General features: G+C 53.2%; 13 protein-coding genes, 2 tRNA genes and 1 pseudogene. 7 read left to right on the top strand and 9 right to left on the bottom strand.

The window, feature by feature from the left end:
* Positions 1 to 60: 60 nt before the first annotated feature.
* Both lpxB and surE read right to left on the bottom strand, forming a co-directional pair.
* The gene (gene lpxB / locus BQ8005_RS08185; protein WP_075317710.1) at positions 61 to 1,203 is read right to left on the bottom strand and encodes a lipid-A-disaccharide synthase; all 1,143 of its coding nucleotides are present in this window, start codon (positions 1,201 to 1,203) and stop codon (positions 61 to 63) included.
* A gap of 4 nt (positions 1,204 to 1,207) precedes the next feature.
* A complete protein-coding gene (surE, locus tag BQ8005_RS08190; RefSeq protein ID WP_021848061.1) occupies positions 1,208 to 1,972 on the bottom strand; it encodes a 5'/3'-nucleotidase SurE in 765 nt (254 codons plus the stop codon).
* A gap of 148 nt (positions 1,973 to 2,120) precedes the next feature.
* Here surE and BQ8005_RS08195 point away from each other — a divergent pair, with 148 nt between their 5' ends.
* From BQ8005_RS08195 to BQ8005_RS08220, 6 genes are all read left to right on the top strand, one after another.
* The gene (locus BQ8005_RS08195; protein WP_075317711.1) at positions 2,121 to 2,594 is read left to right on the top strand and encodes a DUF456 domain-containing protein; all 474 of its coding nucleotides are present in this window, start codon (positions 2,121 to 2,123) and stop codon (positions 2,592 to 2,594) included.
* 378 nt (positions 2,595 to 2,972) lie between these two features.
* A complete protein-coding gene (locus BQ8005_RS08200) occupies positions 2,973 to 3,737 on the top strand; it encodes a ParA family protein (RefSeq protein ID WP_075317712.1) in 765 nt (254 codons plus the stop codon).
* A gap of 21 nt (positions 3,738 to 3,758) precedes the next feature.
* Positions 3,759 to 4,649 (top strand): ParB/RepB/Spo0J family partition protein, encoded by an 891-nt coding sequence (locus tag BQ8005_RS08205; protein ID WP_075317713.1) that lies wholly within the window; start codon positions 3,759 to 3,761, stop codon positions 4,647 to 4,649.
* Positions 4,646 to 5,485, top strand: a complete 840-nt coding sequence (locus BQ8005_RS08210; protein ID WP_021848053.1) for a DUF5683 domain-containing protein — start codon at positions 4,646 to 4,648, stop codon at positions 5,483 to 5,485. The genes BQ8005_RS08205 and BQ8005_RS08210 overlap by 4 nt, the downstream gene beginning before the upstream one ends.
* 38 nt (positions 5,486 to 5,523) lie before the next feature.
* Complete coding sequence (locus BQ8005_RS08215) at positions 5,524 to 6,804, top strand: lytic transglycosylase domain-containing protein (protein WP_075319045.1); 1,281 nt, start codon at positions 5,524 to 5,526, stop codon at positions 6,802 to 6,804.
* 126 nt (positions 6,805 to 6,930) lie between these two features.
* On the top strand, positions 6,931 to 9,198 hold the full coding sequence (locus BQ8005_RS08220) for a RelA/SpoT family protein (protein ID WP_075317714.1): 2,268 nt from the start codon (positions 6,931 to 6,933) through the stop codon (positions 9,196 to 9,198).
* On the opposite strand, the gene BQ8005_RS08225 is transcribed toward BQ8005_RS08220, so the two are convergent.
* Positions 9,195 to 9,602, bottom strand: coding sequence for a MerR family transcriptional regulator (locus BQ8005_RS08225; protein WP_021848050.1), 408 nt, complete (start codon positions 9,600 to 9,602; stop codon positions 9,195 to 9,197). The genes BQ8005_RS08220 and BQ8005_RS08225 overlap by 4 nt on opposite strands.
* 50 nt (positions 9,603 to 9,652) lie before the next feature.
* Complete coding sequence (locus BQ8005_RS08230) at positions 9,653 to 10,621, bottom strand: M23 family metallopeptidase (protein ID WP_075317715.1); 969 nt, start codon at positions 10,619 to 10,621, stop codon at positions 9,653 to 9,655.
* Positions 10,622 to 10,831: 210 nt separating this feature from the next.
* Here BQ8005_RS08230 and alaS point away from each other — a divergent pair, with 210 nt between their 5' ends.
* Positions 10,832 to 13,450, top strand: coding sequence for an alanine--tRNA ligase (gene alaS, locus BQ8005_RS08235; protein ID WP_075317716.1), 2,619 nt, complete (start codon positions 10,832 to 10,834; stop codon positions 13,448 to 13,450).
* A gap of 303 nt (positions 13,451 to 13,753) precedes the next feature.
* Here the strand turns inward: alaS and BQ8005_RS08240 are convergent.
* The 5 genes and pseudogenes from BQ8005_RS08240 to carB all read right to left on the bottom strand — a co-directional run bounded on the left by BQ8005_RS08240 (position 13,754) and on the right by carB (position 21,667).
* Positions 13,754 to 16,338: pseudogene (locus tag BQ8005_RS08240) on the bottom strand (hypothetical protein).
* Between the two features lie 13 nt (positions 16,339 to 16,351).
* Positions 16,352 to 17,806, bottom strand: a complete 1,455-nt coding sequence (locus BQ8005_RS08245) for a TlpA family protein disulfide reductase (protein ID WP_075317717.1) — start codon at positions 17,804 to 17,806, stop codon at positions 16,352 to 16,354.
* A 135-nt stretch (positions 17,807 to 17,941) separates the two neighbouring features.
* Positions 17,942 to 18,016, bottom strand: a tRNA-Val gene (locus BQ8005_RS08250).
* 35 nt (positions 18,017 to 18,051) lie between these two features.
* A tRNA-Val gene (locus BQ8005_RS08255) sits at positions 18,052 to 18,126 on the bottom strand.
* Between the two features lie 313 nt (positions 18,127 to 18,439).
* Positions 18,440 to 21,667 (bottom strand): carbamoyl-phosphate synthase (glutamine-hydrolyzing) large subunit, encoded by a 3,228-nt coding sequence (carB, locus tag BQ8005_RS08260; RefSeq protein WP_075317718.1) that lies wholly within the window; start codon positions 21,665 to 21,667, stop codon positions 18,440 to 18,442.
* Between the last annotated feature and the right edge of the window lie 106 nt (positions 21,668 to 21,773).

A 21,773-nucleotide genomic window follows, 5' to 3' on the forward strand; every position in this document is an offset into this window, starting at 1 on the left:
TTACTGCATCGACCTGCCCGCTTTTAACATTTTATTTGAAATACACAGACTGGTTTACAATCAGTCCTTTGCCAACAACGAACGGATAAGACAAGCCGCCTTGGCAGGGGCGCCTGGTTCGCCCAGGCGTTTGCTTACCTCGTCGTAGCCTGCCAGCATCTCCCTGCGCCAGCCTTCGTCGTTGAGGATACGACCCAGTTCGGTCTTTATCTGCGCTACCGTCATCGTGTCGGCCACCAGCTCGCGCACCACCTCGCGCCCTGCAATCAGGTTGACAAGCGAGATGTATTTCACCTTCAATATATGTCGCTTCAGGAAAGCGATGACGCGTCCGATCGGCGTATGGTAACACACCACCTGCGGCACGCGGAAAAGCGCCGTCTCGAGTGTGGCCGTCCCCGAAGTGACCAGCGCCGCGTCGGCATGACTCAGCAGTTCGTAAGTTTGGCCGAAGATGACTTTCACGTCGGCATCGCCTATATAGGCGCGATAGTAGTCGGCGTCGATGCCTGGCGCGCCTGCCAGCACCAGCTGATAACCACCGAAGGAGGAAGCCGCCCGAATCATGTCGGGCAGGTTGTCCTTGATTTCCTGCTTGCGGCTGCCTGCAAGCAAAGCGATAACGGGCTTGGCCTGCAAGCCGTTGCGCTCGAAGAAGTCCTGGCGTGTCTCCTTGTAGGAAGCACGGAAGGCGACCACCTCGTCCAGCGTCGGATTGCCCACATAATGGATGGGGTATTGGTGCTTTCCCTCGAAGAAATCGACCTCGAAAGGCAGGATGGAGAAAAGCTCGTCCACGTCACGCTTGATGTTCTTGATGCGGTACTCCTTCCACGCCCATATCTTGGGAGCGATGTAGTAGTAGACAGGGATACGCGTGCGGGCATGGATGTACTTGGCGATGCTGAGGTTGAAGCCGGGGTAATCCACCAGTATCAAAGCATCGGGCCGCCACTCCACGATGTCTCGCTTGCAGAGGTCCATGTTGGCAAAGATGGTGCGCAAGTGGAGCAGGACGGGGACGAAGCCCATGTAGGCCAGGTCGCGGTAGTGCTTCACAGGCGCACAACCGCCCGCGGCAGCCATCAGGTCACCCCCAAAGAAGCGGAACTCCGCCTGCGGGTCTTCGCGACGCAAGGCCACCATCAGGTGCGACGCATGAAGGTCGCCCGAGGCTTCGCCGACAATCAGGTAGTATTTCATACGATTAGAACCAAGTCTTCAGCTCGTCGATCATGCCATAGGCCGTGACGTCTACCGTGGTAGGCGTAATGGCTACATAACCGTTGGCCAGTGCCCAGTGGTCGGTATCCTCCTGGTCGGCATCTTCGTCCACGAACGAGCCCGTCAGCCAATAGTAATGGTTGTCGCCGCGATGGGCAAAGTTCTCCCATTCGCTGGTCCATTGTCCCTTCGTCTGGCGACAGATCTTGACGCCCTTCAGCTCCTGCGTATCGGGGAAGTTCACATTGAGGCAGGTCAGCGCAGGCAGGCCTTTTTCCAATACCAGGCGGACGATGTCGCGCACGTAAGGACCTGCGGCCGTGAAGTTTGCGTCGGGCTCGTGGCTGCACAAGGAGAAACCGATGGAAGGTACTCCCTTGAGGCATCCTTCGATAACGACACCCATCGTACCCGAGTAATGTACGTTCGTAGCCGAATTGTCACCATGGTTGATGCCGCCCACCACGAGGTCGGGCTTGCGGTCGAGCACTGTCTCAAAAGCCAGCTTCACACAGTCGGCAGGGTTGCCCGAGCACTTATAGACCGTCAAGCCTACGTCCTTGCGCACAAGGCTGTAGTGGATAGGTTCGCCTGTAGTGAGCGCACATCCCGTGCCCGAACGGGCCTTGTCGGGGGCCATTACTACCACTTCACCCAGCGGACGGAGAAACTTGATCAGCTCACTGATTCCTTTCGCAACGATGCCGTCATCGTTCGATACCAATATCAAAGGTCTTTGATTTTCCATACTCATACAAACATTTTTGTTAACTGCCGACAAAGGTAGCAACTTTAGAGGGGAAATAAAAAAAAGAGCCGTCAAACTTCTATAACGGCAAAAATTTGGCAATTCGGCAGGTAACGTTTATTTTTGCGAAAAACTTCATGATTCGGCTATGAACATCTTGTTAATCATTCTAGGCATCCTCTGCCTGCTGGCAGGCCTGGCAGGATGCATCCTCCCTGCCCTGCCCGGCCCTCCGCTGGCCTATGGGGGCATGTTACTGCTCCACTTTACCGACCGCGTACAGTTCAGCCCTACGCAGCTGGTGGTGTGGCTCGTGCTGGTCGTTATCGTCCAGGTACTCGACTACTTCGTCCCCCTGCTGGGCGCCAAGTATAGCGGTGGCAGCCGATGGGGCGAGCGTGGATGCCTGGCAGGCACCCTTGTAGGCTTGTTCTTCATGCCATGGGGCATCATCCTCGGCCCCTTTCTGGGTGCCTTCATCGGCGAACTGCTGGGCGGACGCGAGACGAAAGAAGCCCTCCGTTCAGGTCTTGGCTCGCTGGTAGGCTTCCTGCTGGGCACAGTAGTGAAGTGTGCCCTCTGCGGCTATTTCCTTTGGAAGTTTGTGGAAGCCGTATGGTGAAAAAAAGGAAAGCAATGCTTTCTCCACCAGAAAGCACTGCTTTCCTCTGCAAAAAACAGTGCTTTTCCCTGGCGTGGCAGATACAGCACTGAGTTCACTCCCTGCCTCCAAGCCTCAAAAGGCGGAAAATAAATCTTAATCTTCCCCAAGCGACGGCACAAAAGTCTAAGATTTCCAATATAATTGTGTATATTTGCCGTCGGCTCGAAAGGGAAACCACCCAGAGAAAAATAACGGAAGAAGAGGAGGAACAACCTGCCGCCCGCAAGTTATTAACAAAAAGGGCGACTTATCAACCGTTTTTGCAATCTCTTCCCTTTTCATGCTGGCACTATCAGAAATAATCGCTTATTTCGCCGCCGATAAATGATAGAGAATATGGGAAAAATTATTGCAATGGCAAACCAAAAGGGAGGCGTGGGCAAGACTACCACCACCATCAACCTGGCAGCCTCGCTGGCCACCCTTGAAAAGAAAGTGCTCGTTGTGGACGCCGACCCCCAGGCCAACGCCTCATCTGGGCTTGGAGTGGACATCAAGCAAGCCGAATGTACTATCTACGAGTGCATTATCGACCGTGCCGACGTGCGTGAAGCCATCCATGACACGGAGATAGACACGCTGAAAGTCATCTCTTCTCACATCAACCTCGTAGGCGCCGAAATCGAAATGCTCAACCTGAAGAACCGCGAACGGATCCTGAAGGAAGTGCTCTCGCCGCTGAAAAGCGAATTTGATTATATTCTAATAGACTGCTCGCCGTCGCTGGGACTCATTACCGTCAACGCGCTTACCGCCGCCGACTCGGTCATCATCCCCGTGCAGGCCGAATACTTCGCGCTCGAAGGCATCAGCAAGCTGCTGAACACCATCAAGATCATCAAGTCGAAGCTGAACCCTGCCCTCGAGATCGAAGGCTTCCTGCTGACGATGTACGACTCGCGCCTGCGACAGGCCAACCAAATCTACGACGAAGTGAAACGCCACTTCCAGGAACTGGTGTTCAAGACCGTCATCCAGCGCAACGTGAAACTGAGCGAGGCGCCTAGCTACGGCCTGCCCACCATCCTCTACGACGCAGACTCTACAGGCGCCAAGAACCACATGGCACTGGCCCGGGAGCTGATAGAAAGAGAAAAATAAAGAAAAAGGAAACTGACAGATATGGCACAAAAAAGAAATGCATTAGGACGCGGCCTGGACGCACTGCTCTCCATGGACGACGTGCAGACCGAAGGCTCCTCTTCCATCAACGAAGTGGAGCTCTCGAAAATCAGCGTCAACCCCAACCAGCCGCGGCGCGAGTTCGACCCGACTGCCCTGCAGGAACTGGCCGACTCCATCGCCGAGATTGGCATCATCCAGCCCGTCACGCTGCGCAAGCTCTCGGACGACGAGTACCAGCTCATTGCCGGCGAACGACGCTTCCGTGCCTCGCAGATGGCAGGCCTCACCCGCATACCCGCCTACATCCGCACCGCCGACGACGAGAACGTCATGGAAATGGCCCTCATCGAGAACATCCAACGCGAAGACCTCAACTCGGTGGAAATAGCCCTAGCCTACCAGCACCTGCTCGAACAGTACGGCCTGACGCAGGAGCGCCTGAGCGAACGCGTGGGCAAGAAACGCACCACCATCGCCAACTACCTGCGCCTGCTGAAGCTACCCGCACCCGTACAGATGGGCTTGCAAAACAAGCAGATAGACATGGGACACGCCCGCGCTCTCGTGACGCTGGACGACCCCAAGCTGCAAGTGAAGATCTACGAGGAGATACTGGAGCATGGCTACTCCGTTCGCAAGGTGGAAGAAATCGTCAAGTCGCTGAGCGAAGGCGAAGCCGTGAAGAGCGGAGGGCGCAAGATAGCTCCCAAACGAGCCAAACTGCCCGAAGAATTCAACCTGTTGAAACAACAACTTTCAAACTTCTTCAGCGCCAAGGTCCAGTTGACCTGTTCAGAAAAGGGAAAAGGCAAAATCAGCATCCCTTTCAGCAACGAAGAAGAATTAGAACGCATCATCGGCATCCTCGACACGCTGAAAAATAAATGACAAGAAGAAGACTTAAATATCAGATACTGACAGCCCTGCTGCTCTGTTTCCTACAGGCGGCAGGGATTGTCGTGTATGGGCAGAACCGCCCTCGCGCCGCCCTTCGCAGATCGCACGAGCTGCAGGCCGACACAACCCACAAGACACTCTCGCCTCAGCAACAGGCCTTAAAAGCCGACACGCTGGACGCTCTGGCAAAAGCAACGGCCGACAGCATTGCCAACGAGAACAAGAAAAAAATGCTTGAACTGACGGCCAGCCCCGACATCAAGCAAGAAAAAGATCCGACGGACAGCCTGAGCCGCGAACTGAAACGCAAGCAATGGGTACCCAATCCGACCAAAGCTACTTGGCTGGCACTGGTCATCCCCGGCGGCGGACAAATCTACAACCGCAAGTATTGGAAGCTGCCCATCGTCTACGGCGGATTTGCTGGTTGTGCCTATGCCCTGACATGGAACGGCAAAATGTACAAAGATTACCAAGCTGCCTACGTCGACGCCGTCAACGAGAAATGGGACTCCAGCAGTATCACCGACCTGCTACCGCCGGGCTACATCGACCGCGTATCGCACTCGCAAATCACAGAAACCCTGCGTAAGCGCAAGGACACCTATCGCCGTTGGCGCGACTTAAGTATCTTCGCCTTCATCGGCGTCTATCTGATATCCGTGGTCGATGCTTATGTGGACGCCGAATTGTCCAATTTCGACATCGGCCCCGACCTGAGCATGAAGGTGGAACCCACCCTCATCAACAACCAGACAGGAGGCTACTACAACCCAGCCACACTGAAAGACAAATCTGTGGGCGTGCAATGCAGCTTCCGCTTCTGAAAAACGAATACTCACCACCAAACCGATATAGAAAGAATATGAAGAAATTGATCATAAGTTCCGCCCTGATGTTCGCCACCTTCCTGGCCACCCCTCTCCATGCGCAGGAAAGTGTAAACGTAGTCATCAACGAAAACGGAACCCAACGCGAAGAAACCATCGACCTGCCACGAAGCATGACCTATCCGCTGGACAGCCTGCTGAACGACTGGAAAGCCAAGACTTACATCGACTTGGGAAAGGATTGCAGCACTTCTCATGAAAATCCGCTGTTCAGCGACTCCATCTACATCGACCGCCTGTCGCGCATGCCGGTCATTATGGAGATGCCCTACAATGAAATCGTGCGCAAGTTCATCGACATGTACGCCACCCGCCTGCGCAATCAGGTGGCCTTCATGCTCAGCGCCTGCAATTTCTACATGCCCATTTTCGAAAAGGCCCTTGATGCCTACGACCTGCCTCTCGAACTGAAATACCTGCCCATCATCGAATCGGCCCTGAATCCTTCGGCCGTATCGCGCGCAGGTGCTGCCGGACTTTGGCAATTCATGCTTCAGACAGGCAAACTCTATGGTTTGGAAAGCAACAGCCTCGTAGACGAACGTCGCGACCCCATCAAGGCCACTTGGGCTGCAGCACGCTATCTGAAGGACCTTTATGGCATCTACAACGACTGGAATCTGGTCATCGCCGCCTACAACTGCGGTCCCGGCACCATCAACAAGGCCATTCGTCGGGCAGGAGGCAAGACCGACTATTGGGCCATCTATAACTATCTGCCCCGTGAAACACGTGGCTACGTACCTGCTTTCATTGCGGCCAACTACATCATGTCCTACTACTGCAAGCACAATATCTGCCCGATGGAAACCAACATTCCTGAGGCTACAGACACCATCCAGGTAAGCCGCAACCTGCACTTCGAGCAAATCGTTGACATCTGCTACGTACCGATGGACGAACTCAAAAGTCTCAATCCGCAATACAAACGCAGCATTATCCCAGGTGACAGCAAGCCGCAAACCCTGCGCCTCCCCATGAATGCCATCAGCACCTTTATAGACAACCAAGACACCATCTACAACCACCGCCAGGCCGAGCTGTTCAAAAATCGCCGTACCGTATCCGTGGCCAGTAGCAGTACTTCCAAAGCCGTAGCTGGCAATGGCAAGCCCATCTACTACAAGATAAAGAATGGTGACACGCTGGGTGGAATCGCACAACGTTATGGTGTCAGTGTCAGCAAGCTGCGTAGCTGGAATGGCCTGCGAGGCAACAATATTCGCGCAGGAAAGACGCTAAAGATATACAAGTAAAAGTATACTTACCTTACCGCCTCTTCCAAATAATTCGGGCATAACCGATGTTTTAAACAACAAAATGCTTGTCCGATGTCAAAATTTGCTTATTTTTGCAGAAAGTGAAGTAAATTGGATACGGATATGGAAGAGAACCTTGATCTGAAAAAGAAAGAGAAAGCGGAAGAAGCGATGATACAGGAAGCTTTTCAGGACTTACTGAACTGCTATCTGGCTACCAAACACCGCAAGCGTGTTGAAATCATCACCAAAGCATTCAACTTCGCCAACCAGGCACACAAAGGCATCAAACGACGCTCGGGCGAACCCTACATTCTTCACCCCATCGCCGTAGCCAAGATTGTGTGCACCGAAATCGGATTGGGTTCAACCTCCATCTGCTCAGCTCTGCTGCACGATGTTGTAGAAGATACTGATTACACAGTAGAAGACATCGAAAACATCTTTGGCCCTAAGATTGCCCAGATTGTAGACGGACTGACCAAAATCTCAGGTGGTATCTTTGGCGACAAGGCTTCCGCACAGGCCGAGAACTTCAAAAAACTGCTGCTCACCATGAGCGATGACATCCGCGTCATCCTCATCAAAATAGCCGACCGACTTCACAACATGCGCACCCTCGGCTCCATGCTTCCCAGCAAGCAATACAAAATTGCCGGTGAAACCATGTACATTTATGCCCCACTGGCCAACCGCTTGGGCCTCTACAAGATCAAGACCGAACTGGAAAACCTCAGCTTCAAATATGAACATCCTGAGGAATATGAAGTCATCGAGAAGAAGCTGGAAGCTACAGCCGCCGAACGCGACAAGGTTTTTAAGGACTTCACGGCTCCTATCCGTGCCCAACTGGACAAAATGGGCATGAAGTACCATATTTTGGCACGTGTCAAGTCCATTTACTCCATCTGGAACAAGATGCAGACCAAGCATGTTCCCTTCGAAGAAATCTACGACATCCTGGCCGTCCGCATCATCTTCACGCCCAAGAATCTGGAAGAAGAACTGAATGACTGTTTCGACATCTATGTAGCTATTTCCAAGATATACAAGCCCCACCCCGACCGACTGCGCGACTGGGTAAGCCACCCGAAAGCCAACGGTTATCAGGCGCTTCACGTCACCCTGATGGGCAACAACGGACAATGGATTGAGGTACAGATCCGCAGCGAACGTATGAACGACGTAGCCGAACAGGGCTTTGCCGCCCACTGGAAATACAAAGAAGGCGGCGGTAGTGAAGACGAAGGCGAACTGGAAAAATGGCTGAGAACCATTAAAGAGATTCTAGATGATCCGCAACCTGACGCTATCGACTTCCTCGACACCATCAAGCTGAATCTCTTCGCGTCCGAGATATTTGTGTTCACACCCAAGGGCGACCTGAAGACCATGCCCCAGAACTGTACGGCACTGGACTTTGCCTTCTCCCTACACACCGATATCGGCAGTCATTGTATCGGTGCACAGGTCAATCACAAGCTGGTCCCCCTGAGCCACAAACTACAAAGCGGTGACCAGGTAGAAATACTTACCTCGAAATCGCAACGCGTGCAACCCGAATGGATGAACTATGCCACCACAGCACGCGCACGTGCCAAAATAGCCTCCATCCTGCGCAAAGAAGCCAAAGCCAACCAAAAGGAGGGAGAAAAGATTTTAGCCGAATTCCTTAATGCAGAGGGGATCCGTATGGATGAAGTGTCTTTGAACAAACTGACACGCCTGCACAACTTCCACACCCATGACGAACTACTGGTTGCCATCGGCAGCAAGAAACTGGTGCTGGGCGATGCTGACCGCAATGCCTTCAAGGAGAAACAGGAAAAGAGTTGGAAAAAGCTACTATCCTTCTCGTTCGGCAATGGAAAAGAAGAAAAAGATACAAATGAAGGAAAAGGTTCACAAGAGAAAGTACAACAGGAAAAGATAGATACCAAAAAGATCCTGAAACTGACCGAAGAAGCGATCTCCAAAGAATACATCATGGCCGACTGTTGCCACCCCATCCCAGGTGACGACGTGTTAGGCTACATCAACGAGAACAATCAAGTCATTATCCATAAGCGCCAATGCCCTGTAGCAGCCCGTCTGAAGAGCAGCTACGGCAATCGTATCATAGCTACCCAATGGGATACACACAAGGAACTTTCCTTCCTTGTAACCATCTATATCAAAGGTATAGACAATGTAGGACTACTGAATGAAGTGACACAGGTCATCTCGCGTCAACTGAATGTCAATATCCGCAAACTGACCATGGAAACCAACGATGGTATCTTTGAAGGGAAAATACAGCTGTACGTACACGATGTGGACGACGTACGTACCATCTGCAACAACCTGAAACAGGTGCAAAACATCAAACAGGTATCAAGAATTGAGGACTAACGATCTTCTGGCGAAGACTGTAGATCGCCGATATTTTCCTTCAGCGCCTCCAAGTCGTCGTAGGTAAAAGCATCGAGCGCATCACGCATAGCCAGAAGCTCCTCACGGATGCTTTTCAGACGGTCTACAATTTCATAGCTGCGTAGCGTGGCTTCCTTGTTGTTCCTCAGACGCTGACGGGCTCCTGGCAGTGTCATGCCCCGTTCCTTCACCAGATGGTAAATCAGCCTCACTGTCTCTACATCCTCCTTACGATACTGGCGAACACCACGCCCAGCTTTCTTAGGACAAAGCTGAGGAAACTCTTTCTCCCAATATCGAAGCAGCGACTCGTTAACCCCGAACATCTCGGCGACTTCACTGATTGAGTAATACAACTTCAAGTTCTTATCGATATTCAACACGGAAGCAATTATTTAACAATCTGACGATAAATAATACATAACTCTCTCGACTAATCCAGCACCTTACCCTGGTTGGCTGCAATCTGTATCATGCGGTCATAATCCTCGGCACTCAGATCCATAAAGTAATAATTGACGGGATTAACCACCTGCCCTTTGACGTGAACCTCATAATGCAAATGCGGACCGGTACTCTTACCAGTACTGCCCACGCCGCCTATCACTTCACCGCGTACCACTTTCTTACCCAGTTTCGTACGAAAGTCCTGCAAGTGGGCATACCACGTCTGATAGCCAAAACCATGATCAATAATGATAGTATTGCCATATCCAGTCTGCCATCCCATCTTCACCACCGTACCATCGCCCGTCGCATAAACGTCTGTACCTGGATGGGCAGAGAAGTCCATGCCCGAATGGAATTTAGTCGTGCCATAAATCGGATCGACACGTGTGCCATAGCCCGAAGCCGTCTGCTTCAAATCCTTATTTGAAATGGGCTGTATGGCCGGAATGCATCGAAGCATCTCATCATGCTGCTTGCACATGCGTGCAACGTCATCGAACGAACGCGACTGAATATAGAGTTGCTTCGTAAGCATATCCATCTTCTGCGTGGTATGTACTACCAGTTCCGAGTTAGCCATCTTCATCAGGTGTTCGTAACGATTGGTTCCACCATATCCCCCCTGGCGAATAGCCGTCGGCACAGGGTCGGCCATGAAGATGACCCGATAGAGATTGTCATCGCGTTGCTGGATATCCTGCAACACGCCGATAGCCTCATCCATCCGACGCGAAAGCACATTATACTGCGCCTGCAACTGGCTGTTTTCCATCCTCAATTCCTTTTCCGAGGGCGAACCGAAGATGAGCAGAAGCACAATAAAACTGCCCGCTCCCAGTCCCATGCCAATAAAAAGACGGCGCAGATAACTCATTGCCCGCTGCTTCATCGTAGGATAAATGCGGTCGTAGGTCTGCGTCTGAGGATTGTATATATAGTATACTTTGCGCATCTTTTTGGAAATATTTCAGTGGTCTATGCGGCAAAAGTAATAAAAACAAGCTATCTTTGCACAGTTTTTTTGAGTTTTTAAGTTATTGAGCTTTTGCACATTCCGTTTTCCAACAAGCAGAATGTTCCCACCCTGCAAAAGAATCAGGGGCAAGCCATCAGCTAACTTGAAAAACCTCAGTATTCTGAAACTTAAAAAATTAGATAGTATATGTTGACTGCAAACGAAATCAGAGACTCGTTCAAGAGTTTCTTCGAAAGCAAGGGACACCACATCGTCCCTTCCGCTCCCATGGTGATTAAGGACGACCCTACGCTGATGTTTACCAACGCAGGTATGAACCAGTTCAAAGACATCATCCTGGGCAATCATCCCGCCAAATATAAAAGAGTGGCCGACTCGCAGAAGTGTCTGCGCGTCAGCGGAAAGCACAACGACCTGGAAGAAGTGGGACACGACACGTATCACCACACCATGTTCGAGATGCTGGGCAACTGGTCGTTCGGCGACTACTTCAAGAAGGAAGCCATCTCCTGGGCCTGGGAATACCTGGTGGACGTGCTGAAGATCAACCCCGAAAACCTCTATGCTACCGTCTTCGAAGGCAGCCCCGAAGAAGGCCTGAGCCGCGACGATGAAGCTGCTTCCTACTGGGAACAGTTCCTGCCGAAGGACCACATCATCAACGGCAACAAGCATGACAACTTCTGGGAAATGGGCGATACAGGTCCCTGCGGTCCGTGCTCGGAAATCCACATCGACCTCCGTTCCGAAGAAGAAAAGAAGCAGATACCCGGTCGCGACATGGTGAACCACGACCATCCGCAGGTCATCGAGATATGGAACCTCGTGTTCATGCAGTTCAACCGCAAGGCCGACGGCAGCCTCGAAGGTCTGCCCGCCAAGGTAATCGATACCGGTATGGGCTTCGAGCGTCTCTGTATGGCCATGCAGGGCAAGACGTCCAACTACGACACCGACGTCTTCCAGCCGCTCATCCAGGCCATCGCCGCCATGGCTGGTGCCAAGTATGGCGAAGACAAGCAGAAGGACGTGGCCATGCGCGTCATTGCCGACCACATCCGTACCATCGCCTTCTCCATCACCGACGGACAGCTGCCCAGCAACGCCAAGGCCGGCTACGTCATCCGCCGTATCCTGCGCCGTGCCGTCCGTTACGGCTACACGTTCCTGGGTCAGAAGCAGTCGTTCATGTACAAGCTGCTGCCCGTGCTGATAGACAACATGGGAGCCGCCTACCCCGAACTGAACGCCCAGAAGGACCTCATCGCCAAGGTTATCAAGGAAGAGGAAGAAGCCTTCCTGCGCACACTGGAGACGGGTATCCGCCTGCTCGAAAAGACCATGGCCGAGGCCAAGGCTACCGGCAAGACCGAAATCAGCGGCAAGGACGCCTTTACACTATACGACACCTTCGGCTTCCCGCTCGACCTGACCGAACTCATCCTGCGCGAGAACGGTATGACAGCCGACACGAAGGAATTCGATGCCGAGATGCAGCAGCAGAAGCAGCGTGCCCGCAACGCCGCCGCCGTAGAGACCGGCGACTGGATTACGCTGAAGGAAGGTACTACCGAATTTGTAGGTTACGACTATACAGAATATGAAACCAGCATCCTGCGCTACCGCCAGGTGAAGCAGAAAAACCAGACACTCTACCAGATTGTGCTGGACAAGACGCCGTTCTACGCCGAAAGCGGTGGTCAGGTAGGCGATACGGGTGTATTGGTGAGCGAATTCGAGACCATCGACATCATCGACACCAAGAAAGAAAACAACCTGCCCATCCACCTGGCCAAGAAGCTTCCCGAACACCTCGACGCACCCATGATGGCCTGCGTGGATACCGACAAGCGCGCCGCCTGTGCCGCCAACCACTCGTGTACGCACCTGCTGGACGAAGCACTGCGCACCGTGCTGGGCGACCACGTAGAGCAGAAAGGTTCGCTGGTTACGCCAGACTCGCTGCGTTTCGACTTCTCGCACTTCCAAAAGGTGACCGACGAGCAACTGCGTCAGGTAGAGCATCTGGTCAACGCCAAGATCCGTGCCAACATTCCTTTGAAGGAATACCGCAACATTCCTATCGAGGAAGCCAAGGAACTGGGCGCCATCGCCCTCTTCGGTGAGAAGTACGGCGACCGCGTCCGCGTCATCCAGTTCGGCTCGTCCATCGAGTTCTGTGGTGGTACGCACGTAGCCGCTACGGGTAATATCGGCATGGTGAAAATCATCTCCGAAAGTTCTGTTGCAGCTGGTGTACGCCGTATCGAGGCCTATACAGGTGCCCGTGTAGAAGAAATGATGGACAATCTGCAGGATTCCATCCGCGACCTGAAAGCACTCTTCAACAACGCCCCCGACCTGGCCGGAACCATCCGCAAGTACATCGAGGAGAATGCCGGACTGAAGAAGCAGGTAGAGGAATTCATGAAGGAAAAGGAAGCCCAGCTGAAGGAGAAACTGCTGCAGAGCGTGAAGGAAGTGAACGGCGTGAAGCTCATCAAGTTCTGCGCTCCCCTGCCCGCCGAGACAGTGAAGAACATCGCCTTCCAGCTGCGCGGCCAGATCACGGAGAACCTGTTCTTCGTGGCCGGCACCGAGTTCGAAGGCAAGCCGATGCTCACCGTCATGCTGAGCGACAACCTGGTGGCCAATGGCCTGAAAGCCGGCGCCCTGGTGAAGGAAGCCGCCAAACTCATTCTGGGTGGCGGTGGCGGTCAGCCCCACTTCGCAACAGCCGGTGGCAAGAACCCCGACGGCCTGAATGCAGCAGTCGACAAGATTGTAGAACTGGCAGGACTCTGATGCGTCAACCGCATCGGTAGGCTGCCAGCCTGAAATAAGAGAAGAGGGTGTATCCCAATCGGGATATGCCCTCTTTTTTTGTCAGCAAGCGTTATCCGCCAGCTTCCCCTGTGCTAACCAATCAGTTCAAACGCAGTATACTACCAGTTCAAAGGCGTTAAACTGTCAGTTTAAAAGCTTTAAACTCGCAGTTTAAACGGAGTAAACCGACAGTTTAAAGCCAGTAAACTGGAAGTTTATTTTCTTCAAACGAAAATAAACTGATAACTATCGACTTATCAAATACATACAAATCAAGTCGGATTATTGTTCCAGGCTACCGATACGCCCGTCGGAATCGAGCACATTGACCGTGACGCGCGGGCAGCGGCAACGGCTGTTGTTGAAGAAGCGCACCGTAGCACATCCCTGTTCGTCGGTCATCAGTTCCGGCTGCCAGTACAGTGTCCGGCGGTAATCTTCCTCACGGGGCAGCACCCGATAATCCGGCGAATAGAACTCTTTAACCTTGCTATAGCCCTCAAGCCACGTCTTGCGTACCCCTTTCGCCCCCTTGGCAGGTATTTCTCCCTCCGGTTTCGTTTCAATCAATACGACACAACCATACAGTTTGTCGATGTTCATCGGCGTGAACCGCGGGTCGGCGTAGCGGCACATGGTCCCAAGATCCTCGCTGATGTAGATGGACTTGATGGACTCCAGCGTCAGACTACGATATTTGTTGAAGTCCATTTCCTCGTGGCGGGTACGTTCATAGTTGATGACAAACAAAGCCAGACGGCCTTTGTAGAACAAATACTCCTCGCCCGACGGACTGAACTGCGTATAGAAATCGGGATTCATGTTCCTCATCAGTTCGTGGATGTCGTCCCCCACAAAGCCGTTCCGGTCCTGGATGTCGTCCATCTCCGAGGCCACGTCGTAGTAGGCTATGGACTTGGTGCGGGCCTGATAGACATCGCTGGCCTTGTCGCGCTTGCGGGCTTTCACCTCCACCTCGTCCAGGTGATGTATCTTCTCGTCGATGCCCAGGCGGCGCAACGAGTCTTCGTAGGCCCGAAGGAACAGGTTGTAGTCTTCCTCCACCTGCACCGTATCGGCCGGTTCGTCGGCCGACGCCCCGACTTTCTGTTCCCCGCCGGGTACCCGTACCTGCATCTCGGCCAGCGAATACATGCGGGGCGCGGGAGCAAACACACGGTCCAGCACGATGCGGTGGTCTTTCTTCTTGCCCTCCTTCGTCACGGCCAGTATCAGATTCCACTTCCCCTCTATCTGCGAGACGAAGGAGAAACGCCCCAAGCTGTCAGTAGTAAAGAGGTCGAAGGACTGTTGCCTGCCCACCTCCGGGTCTTCGCCGGGACTGCTCAGGAAGGAAGACACTTCCACCCCGGCACGCGGTTTGCTGCGCACCATCGACACCACCGTGCCGTGCAGCTCGATGCCCTGCTCGGGCAGGTATTTCAGGTCGAAGGGGCGTACACCGGCCATGCTCTCCCAGTCGTACCTCCTCCAGCCCTGCACCATCAGCAGTTCGTCCAGCGCACGGCGGTGCGCCAGGTCGCCAGACTCGAAATACCAGGCAGGACGGTGGACGTATCCTTTGATGTCCGACATCAGCAGCAGGTCGGTCAGCAGGCTGTAGCGGTTCTCCACCTCCTGCCAGCCGTCGCGCACGGAAACCGAGAGAGGCGCCTGCACGGGGCGGCCTTCCGCATCCCGGACCTCAACGTCCAGACGGATGGAGTCGTAGGGCTGATAGGCAGCCTTGTCCGAACGGACCGCCACCGACAGGGTGTCGGGCTGCCCGGCAAAAATCAGACGGTCGGCCACCAGCCGGCCGGAAGGGTCGAACCACACGACCTTCGCCACGCCTACGGGCAGGTCCCGCTTGTCCAGCCCGAAGCGGACGGGACGGCTGCGGGTGACCGTCAGCATACTGAAGTGGTAGAGCTGCCCTCCGCCGATGACCGCCATCCCCAGCACACTGCCCGGCGTACGGGCGTTCTTCTGTACCGTCACCAGCAGGCTGTCCGGCGAGCTGAGGTTGTCCACCGAGCAGGCAAAGCCCTGCTCCCTGGCTTCCGGCAGGTCGAAACGGTATCGCTTTTCATTCCAGATGACTTCGGCCCGACCTTCTTCCTCGCCGGCCGTATAGGTAAAGCTGCCTTTCCCCTCGTGGCCCGCAGCAAAGGTGAGGCATTCGCGACCCTCCTTGTCCACCACGCGCCCCGACACGTCCACCGGATTGCCATAGGCATCCGTCGCCTCGAAGGCCACACGCACCGCACGTCCTTCACCAGATAGCCGCCTTCGGGATAGAAGCGGAGGTTCAGTTTCTTCTCCTTCCGCGGCCGCTTGCGTTCCTGCGGATACTTGCCTACCCGCGGGCTGATTTCCTTTTCCACATAGTGGCCCGGCACCTCCGGCTTGTCGAAGACGGGGATGATGCGCGAGAAGACCGAAGCCTCATCGAAGTTCAACATGTATTTGGTATAGGCCCGCACCTCGTAGAAGCCGGAATAGAACGGCAATTGCGTCAGGGCGAAGTGGCCGTGGCAACGGCCGTTCCTGACAGGAAGAATCTGCTTGGATACAATCTCGCCTCCAGGGTTGAGCAGTTCCACATACAGCGTCTTGCTCCACCCCGTGGGACGGTTCAGTCCGGAGGCCACCACGTAGCACTGGAACCAGATGTCGTCGCCCTGATAATAGCTGGTGTTGTCGAGGTGCAGGGCCACCTTTTCCTGTGGCAGTGCCTCACCGAACTGTTCCACACGGCGGGCCAGCGCCGTCAGAGGCCCGGCTATGCTGTCCGGAATCTGTGCCGATGCAACCAGAGGGAAGAACACCCACAGCAGAAGTCCCATTATCCCATACCTGTTCATCGTACAGCCTCCTTTACCTGGCCGCTTCCTGCAACTGTTCTTTCAACTTGTCCCATTGCTCGGGCGAGGCGGCCGTGCTGAAACGGATGTTCCCCTGCTTGTCGAAGATGACGCAGCGCGGAATACTCAGGGCACCCTTATGGCCGAAGGTATCATAGATTTCCCGATGGAAGGCCTCCTGCCCACGGACGTGTTCGCCTTTCAGATTGTAGTGCGCGGCCATCTTCCGCCACTTTTCATCGTCCTTTGGACGGTCGATGGAGAGGTAGAGCAGCACCACATCGTTGGCCGCGGCATACTCCTGCAACGGACCGACGTGGGCAAACGACGCACGGCAAGGACCACACCACGTAGCCCAGATGTCCATGAAGATGACTTTCCCTTTATAACGATCGGTCACGTCCTTAATCGTTTTGGCCGAGCTGACATCGGGGAAATGGATATCGGCCGGGATAGTCGTTTCATTGAAGGCACGGTTCTTGGCCACGGCACGGTCCACCCACGGCATCCATCCGCTTTCGGGATAGAGACGACGGAACTCGTCGGCCAGCGGAAGCAGTTGCGGGTCATAACGTTGCTGGAACTCGTCTTCGAGGAAGAGCTGGGCCAGAGCAGCTTCCTGCGCCTTGCCCGTCAGCCGGTGCGTGAAATCGTAGAAAGCCAGCTGCACGCCTTTCTCCACTCCTTCCGGCTTCGGCTCGCCCTTGGTATAATAACGAATGCCGGTATCATAACTTGCCGCGTCGTAGAACGAAAGGGAGAAAGGGCTACCAGGATGATTGATGGAGCAGAAAGCCGTCATGCTGTCCAGCTGGGCCAGCCATTCCTGCTTCGTAGCCTCGGACGACCGGAAGACAGAAGCCAGCACCTGGTTCTGGAAAGCCAGCAGCAACTGCATGCGTATGTCTTGGCGGACCTTGGTACGCAAGTCCTCGTCCACGCCTTCCACCTCCTTATCCAGCGACAGGGCATAGTCCGTCAGTTTGCGGCGCACCGATGTAGCCACGGTATCGCGAGTTATCTCCCAATGGTCTTTTCCATAAGCACGGATATCAAACACATCGTCATACAGCTGGTCCAGCAGTTCCGCCACACGGACCGTCTTGTCATCCTGTCCTTCGGTGACGGTCATCGGCTTTTCGGCCCATCCGTCCAACTCGATCCGCATCGTTCCTTCCTTGGCAAGAAGTGAACCCATATTCTTCTTTCCATACAGATAGAACTGAACCCGCTCGTATTCTCCCCCGGGCAGCGTCAGCGTGAACGTACTGTCCGCCTGCAACTTCAACGTATCAAACGTCTGCGAATTGAACATTCCGCCAACCGACCGCCGGCAAACCAGAAGTGCCCCGTCCGCATGACGCACGGAACCCGTAATGTGAATCTCCGGACGGGTGGTACAGGCTGCACACAATCCGCCCAAACATACTGCTCCGAAGACAGCTTTCCAAATACTACTACGCTTCATCGTCCGTAAAATATTAAAATAATAAAGGAACTATACCTGCCACAAAGATAACATTAATTCCAGACCGCAAGCTTTTATTAAAGGTAGAAAATAAAAAAGACCACATCATTCTTATGATGTAGTCTCTGTCGGAAGTGGGCGTTGACGGATTCGAACCGCCGACCCTCTGCTTGTAAGGCAGATGCTCTGAACCAGCTGAGCTAAACGCCCGATAGTTGAATAACGAAAGTGAAGGTTTATTTTTGTGGGCGTTGACGGATTCGAACCGCCGACCCTCTGCTTGTAAGGCAGATGCTCTGAACCAGCTGAGCTAAACGCCCGTCACTCTCGTTTCAAAAGCGCTGCAAAGGTACGACTTTTTTTGATATCTGCAAACAAATGCTTGTTTTTTTTCTGAAAATATTATCTATCCTTAGTAGAAACGTACTACAGCATACACCACAAGTACGTTTAGCACTACCCAATCATCTCCGGAAGTGAGACAAACGAAGACGTGTACTATCAAAACAAAATGCCATTCTGAGCGAAATAAAGAATCTCTGCATAATCCACGAGATTCTTCGCTTTGCTCAGAATGACATTATCTTCGTACTTTTTCCGCTAGAGAAAATTTCTTAGAGAAAAAATAGTTCCTTATTTATACTCCTGCCAGCTCTTAATCTGAATATCTTCCAGCTTCATGCTACAGAAGGCCTCAATGAAGGCGCTGGCCAGACGTGCATTGGTAATCAACGGAATATTATGATCGATTGCACCACGACGAATCTTGTAACCATTGGTCAGCTCACGCTTGGTATGATTCTTCGGGATGTTGACAATAAGATCAAACTTGTGCTCAGAAATCATCTTCATCACGTTGTTCTCTGCATCGGGACGCTCATCAGGCCAGAATACTGGTACAGTGTCTACACCATGAGCATTAAGGAAAGCAGCTGTACCGGCCGTCGCGTAAATCTTATACCCCTTGGCAAAGAGCATGCGGCTGGCGTCGAGCAAATCTACCTTGGACTTCATGGCACCACTGGAGAACATCACGCCTTTTTCGCGTGAAGGAATCTTGAAACCAGTAGCAATCATGGCGTTGAGCAAAGCTTCAGAGAAGTCGTCGCCGATACAGCCTACCTCGCCCGTAGACGACATGTCGACACCCAGCACGGGGTCGGCCTTGTGCAGACGGGAGAAGGAGAACTGGCTGGCCTTCACACCAATCCAGTCGATATCGTAAGCCGACTTGTCGGGCTTGGAGTAAGGAGCGTCAAGCATAATCTTTGTAGCAGTCTCGATGAAGTTGCGCTTCAACACCTTGCTGACGAAGGGGAACGAACGGGAAGCACGGAGATTACACTCGATGACCTTCACCTCGTTGTTACGTGCCAGGAACTGAATGTTGAACGGTCCGGAGATGTTCAGTTCCTTCGCAATCTGACGGCTGATCTTCTTGATGCGGCGAGCTGTTGCGAAGTAGATCTTCTGGGCAGGGAACACCAGCGTGGCGTCGCCCGAGTGTACACCGGCAAACTCAACGTGCTCGGAGATGGCATATTCGACAATCTCACCGTTCTGTGCCACGGCATCGAACTCGATTTCCTTGGTATTCTGCAAGAACTGTGATACGACTACAGGATATTCCTTGGACACCTCGGCAGCCATCTTCAAAAACTCTTGCAACTCGTCTTCGTCATAGCATACATTCATAGCTGCACCCGAAAGGACATAAGACGGACGCACCAGAACGGGATAACCCACCTTGGCCACGAAGCCCTTCACGTCTTCAAGGCTAGTCAGCTCCTGCCATGCAGGCTGGTCGATGCCCAGCTGGTCGAGCATGTGGGAGAACTTGTTGCGGTTCTCGGCACGGTCGATAGATATCGGAGAAGTACCCAACACAGGTACCGACTGGCGATAGAGTTTCATAGCCAGGTTGTTCGGTATCTGACCACCCACGGATACGATGACACCACGCGGCTGCTCAAGGTCGATAACATCGAGTACACGTTCAAACGACAACTCGTCGAAGTAAAGGCGGTCACACATATCGTAGTCAGTAGATACGGTCTCAGGATTATAGTTGATCATAATAGACTTGTAACCCAGCTTGCGAGCCGTCTGAATGGCATTCACCGAACACCAGTCGAACTCAACGCTGGAGCCGATGCGGTAAGCACCCGAACCAAGCACGACAACGGACTTCTCATTCTTGTAGTAGTTCACATCGTAACCCTCGACAGCGTAGGTCATGTAGAGGTAGTTGGTCAATTCGGGATGTTCGCTGGCCACCGTATTGATACGCTTCACAGCCGGCAGAATACCCAATTCCTTACGACGGGCACGCACCATAAGGTTTTCCTTCTCCATGTTGCCCGTAGGATGAAGCACGAAACGGGCAATCTGGAAGTCGGAGAAGCCCAATGCCTTAGCCTCACGGAGAACGTTGGCAGGCAGATCCTCTACCTTATTATACTGAGAAAGCTTATGCTTGTAGTCGACAATATTCTTCAGCTTACCCAGGAACCAGGGATCGATCTTGGTCAGTTCGTAGATGCGGTCGATGGTATAACCTTCTTCCAGTGCCTGTGCGATAGCGAAGATGCGCAGATCTGTCGGATGAGACAATTCATGGTCGAGGTCGTCGAAGTGGGTGCCGTCGTTGCCCACAAAGCCGTGCATGCCCTGACCGATCATACGCAGCCCCTTCTGGATGATTTCTTCGAAGGAACGGCCGATAGACATGATTTCACCCACAGACTTCATGCTGGAACCGATTTCGCGACTCACACCGACAAACTTCGTCAAGTCCCAACGGGGAATCTTACAGATCAAATAGTCAAGCTGCGGTGCTACGTAAGCTGAGTTAGGCGTACCCATCTCGCCAATCTGGTCGAGCGTGTAGCCCAAAGCAATCTTGGCAGCCACGAACGCCAACGGATAACCGGTAGCCTTGGAAGCCAGTGCGGAAGAACGGCTCAGACGGGCATTCACCTCGATGACACGGTAATCGTTGGTCTCGGCGTTGAAAGCATACTGGATGTTACACTCGCCCACAATACCCAGGTGACGGATACACTTGCGCGACAGGTCCTGCAACATCTCCACCTGCTCATTGGTGAGCGAACAGGTAGGAGCCACTACGATAGACTCACCCGTGTGAATGCCCAGCGGGTCAAAGTTCTCCATGCTGGCCACAGTGAAGCAGTGGTCGTTAGCATCGCGGATTACTTCAAACTCAATTTCTTTCCAGCCTTTCAGCGACTCTTCTACCAGAATCTGTTTAGAGAAAGTGAACGAACTTTCGGCCAGCTTAATGAAGGCTTCTTCGTCGGGGCAGATACCACTACCAAGACCACCCAGGGCGTAAGCCGAACGTACCATGACAGGATAACCGATTTCACGGGCAGCCTTCAAAGCATCTTCCATGCTCTCTACGGCGTGACTCTTGGGCGTCTTCATCGGTATTTCGTCGAGTTTCTTCACGAAGAGGTCACGGTCTTCAGTGTACATGATAGCCTCTACCGAGGTACCCAGCACACGTACACCGTATTTTTCGAGAATGCCCTTCTGATAGAGTTCCGTACCGCAGTTCAGCGCCGTTTGTCCACCGAAAGCCAGCAGAATGCCGTCGGGACGTTCCTTCTTGATGATTTCTTCCACGAAATAAGGAGTCACCGGCAGGAAGTAAACCTGATCGGCGATACCTTCCGAAGTCTGGATGGTAGCGATGTTGGGGTTCACCAGCACGGAGCTGATACCTTCTTCACGCAACGCTTTCAGCGCCTGCGAACCGGAGTAATCGAACTCTCCGGCCTGACCGATCTTGAGCGCACCTGAACCCAAGACGAGCACTTTCTTCAAATCGTTCTTCATTTTTTCTCTTTATAAGTTGTTTTAAAATAGCTTCAGTCTGCTTTTGAATAAAAAAAATGCGTCACCCGACAACGGACAACGCATTTACCAAAGAACTAATATCTTA

It is taken from the genome of Bacteroides togonis, assembly GCF_900130135.1.
Classification (GTDB): Bacteria; Bacteroidota; Bacteroidia; order Bacteroidales; family Bacteroidaceae; genus Bacteroides; species Bacteroides pullorum.

Coding starts and splice junctions, on each gene's coding strand:
- lpxB (WP_075317710.1), bottom strand. CDS start 1,203: ATGAAATACTACCTGATTGTCGGCGAAGCCTCGGGCGACCTTCATGCG.
- surE (WP_021848061.1), bottom strand. CDS start 1,972: ATGGAAAATCAAAGACCTTTGATATTGGTATCGAACGATGACGGCATC.
- BQ8005_RS08195 (WP_075317711.1), top strand. CDS start 2,121: ATGAACATCTTGTTAATCATTCTAGGCATCCTCTGCCTGCTGGCAGGC.
- BQ8005_RS08200 (WP_075317712.1), top strand. CDS start 2,973: ATGGGAAAAATTATTGCAATGGCAAACCAAAAGGGAGGCGTGGGCAAG.
- BQ8005_RS08205 (WP_075317713.1), top strand. CDS start 3,759: ATGGCACAAAAAAGAAATGCATTAGGACGCGGCCTGGACGCACTGCTC.
- BQ8005_RS08210 (WP_021848053.1), top strand. CDS start 4,646: ATGACAAGAAGAAGACTTAAATATCAGATACTGACAGCCCTGCTGCTC.
- BQ8005_RS08215 (WP_075319045.1), top strand. CDS start 5,524: ATGAAGAAATTGATCATAAGTTCCGCCCTGATGTTCGCCACCTTCCTG.
- BQ8005_RS08220 (WP_075317714.1), top strand. CDS start 6,931: ATGGAAGAGAACCTTGATCTGAAAAAGAAAGAGAAAGCGGAAGAAGCG.
- BQ8005_RS08230 (WP_075317715.1), bottom strand. CDS start 10,621: ATGCGCAAAGTATACTATATATACAATCCTCAGACGCAGACCTACGAC.
- alaS (WP_075317716.1), top strand. CDS start 10,832: ATGTTGACTGCAAACGAAATCAGAGACTCGTTCAAGAGTTTCTTCGAA.
- BQ8005_RS08245 (WP_075317717.1), bottom strand. CDS start 17,806: ATGAAGCGTAGTAGTATTTGGAAAGCTGTCTTCGGAGCAGTATGTTTG.
- carB (WP_075317718.1), bottom strand. CDS start 21,667: ATGAAGAACGATTTGAAGAAAGTGCTCGTCTTGGGTTCAGGTGCGCTC.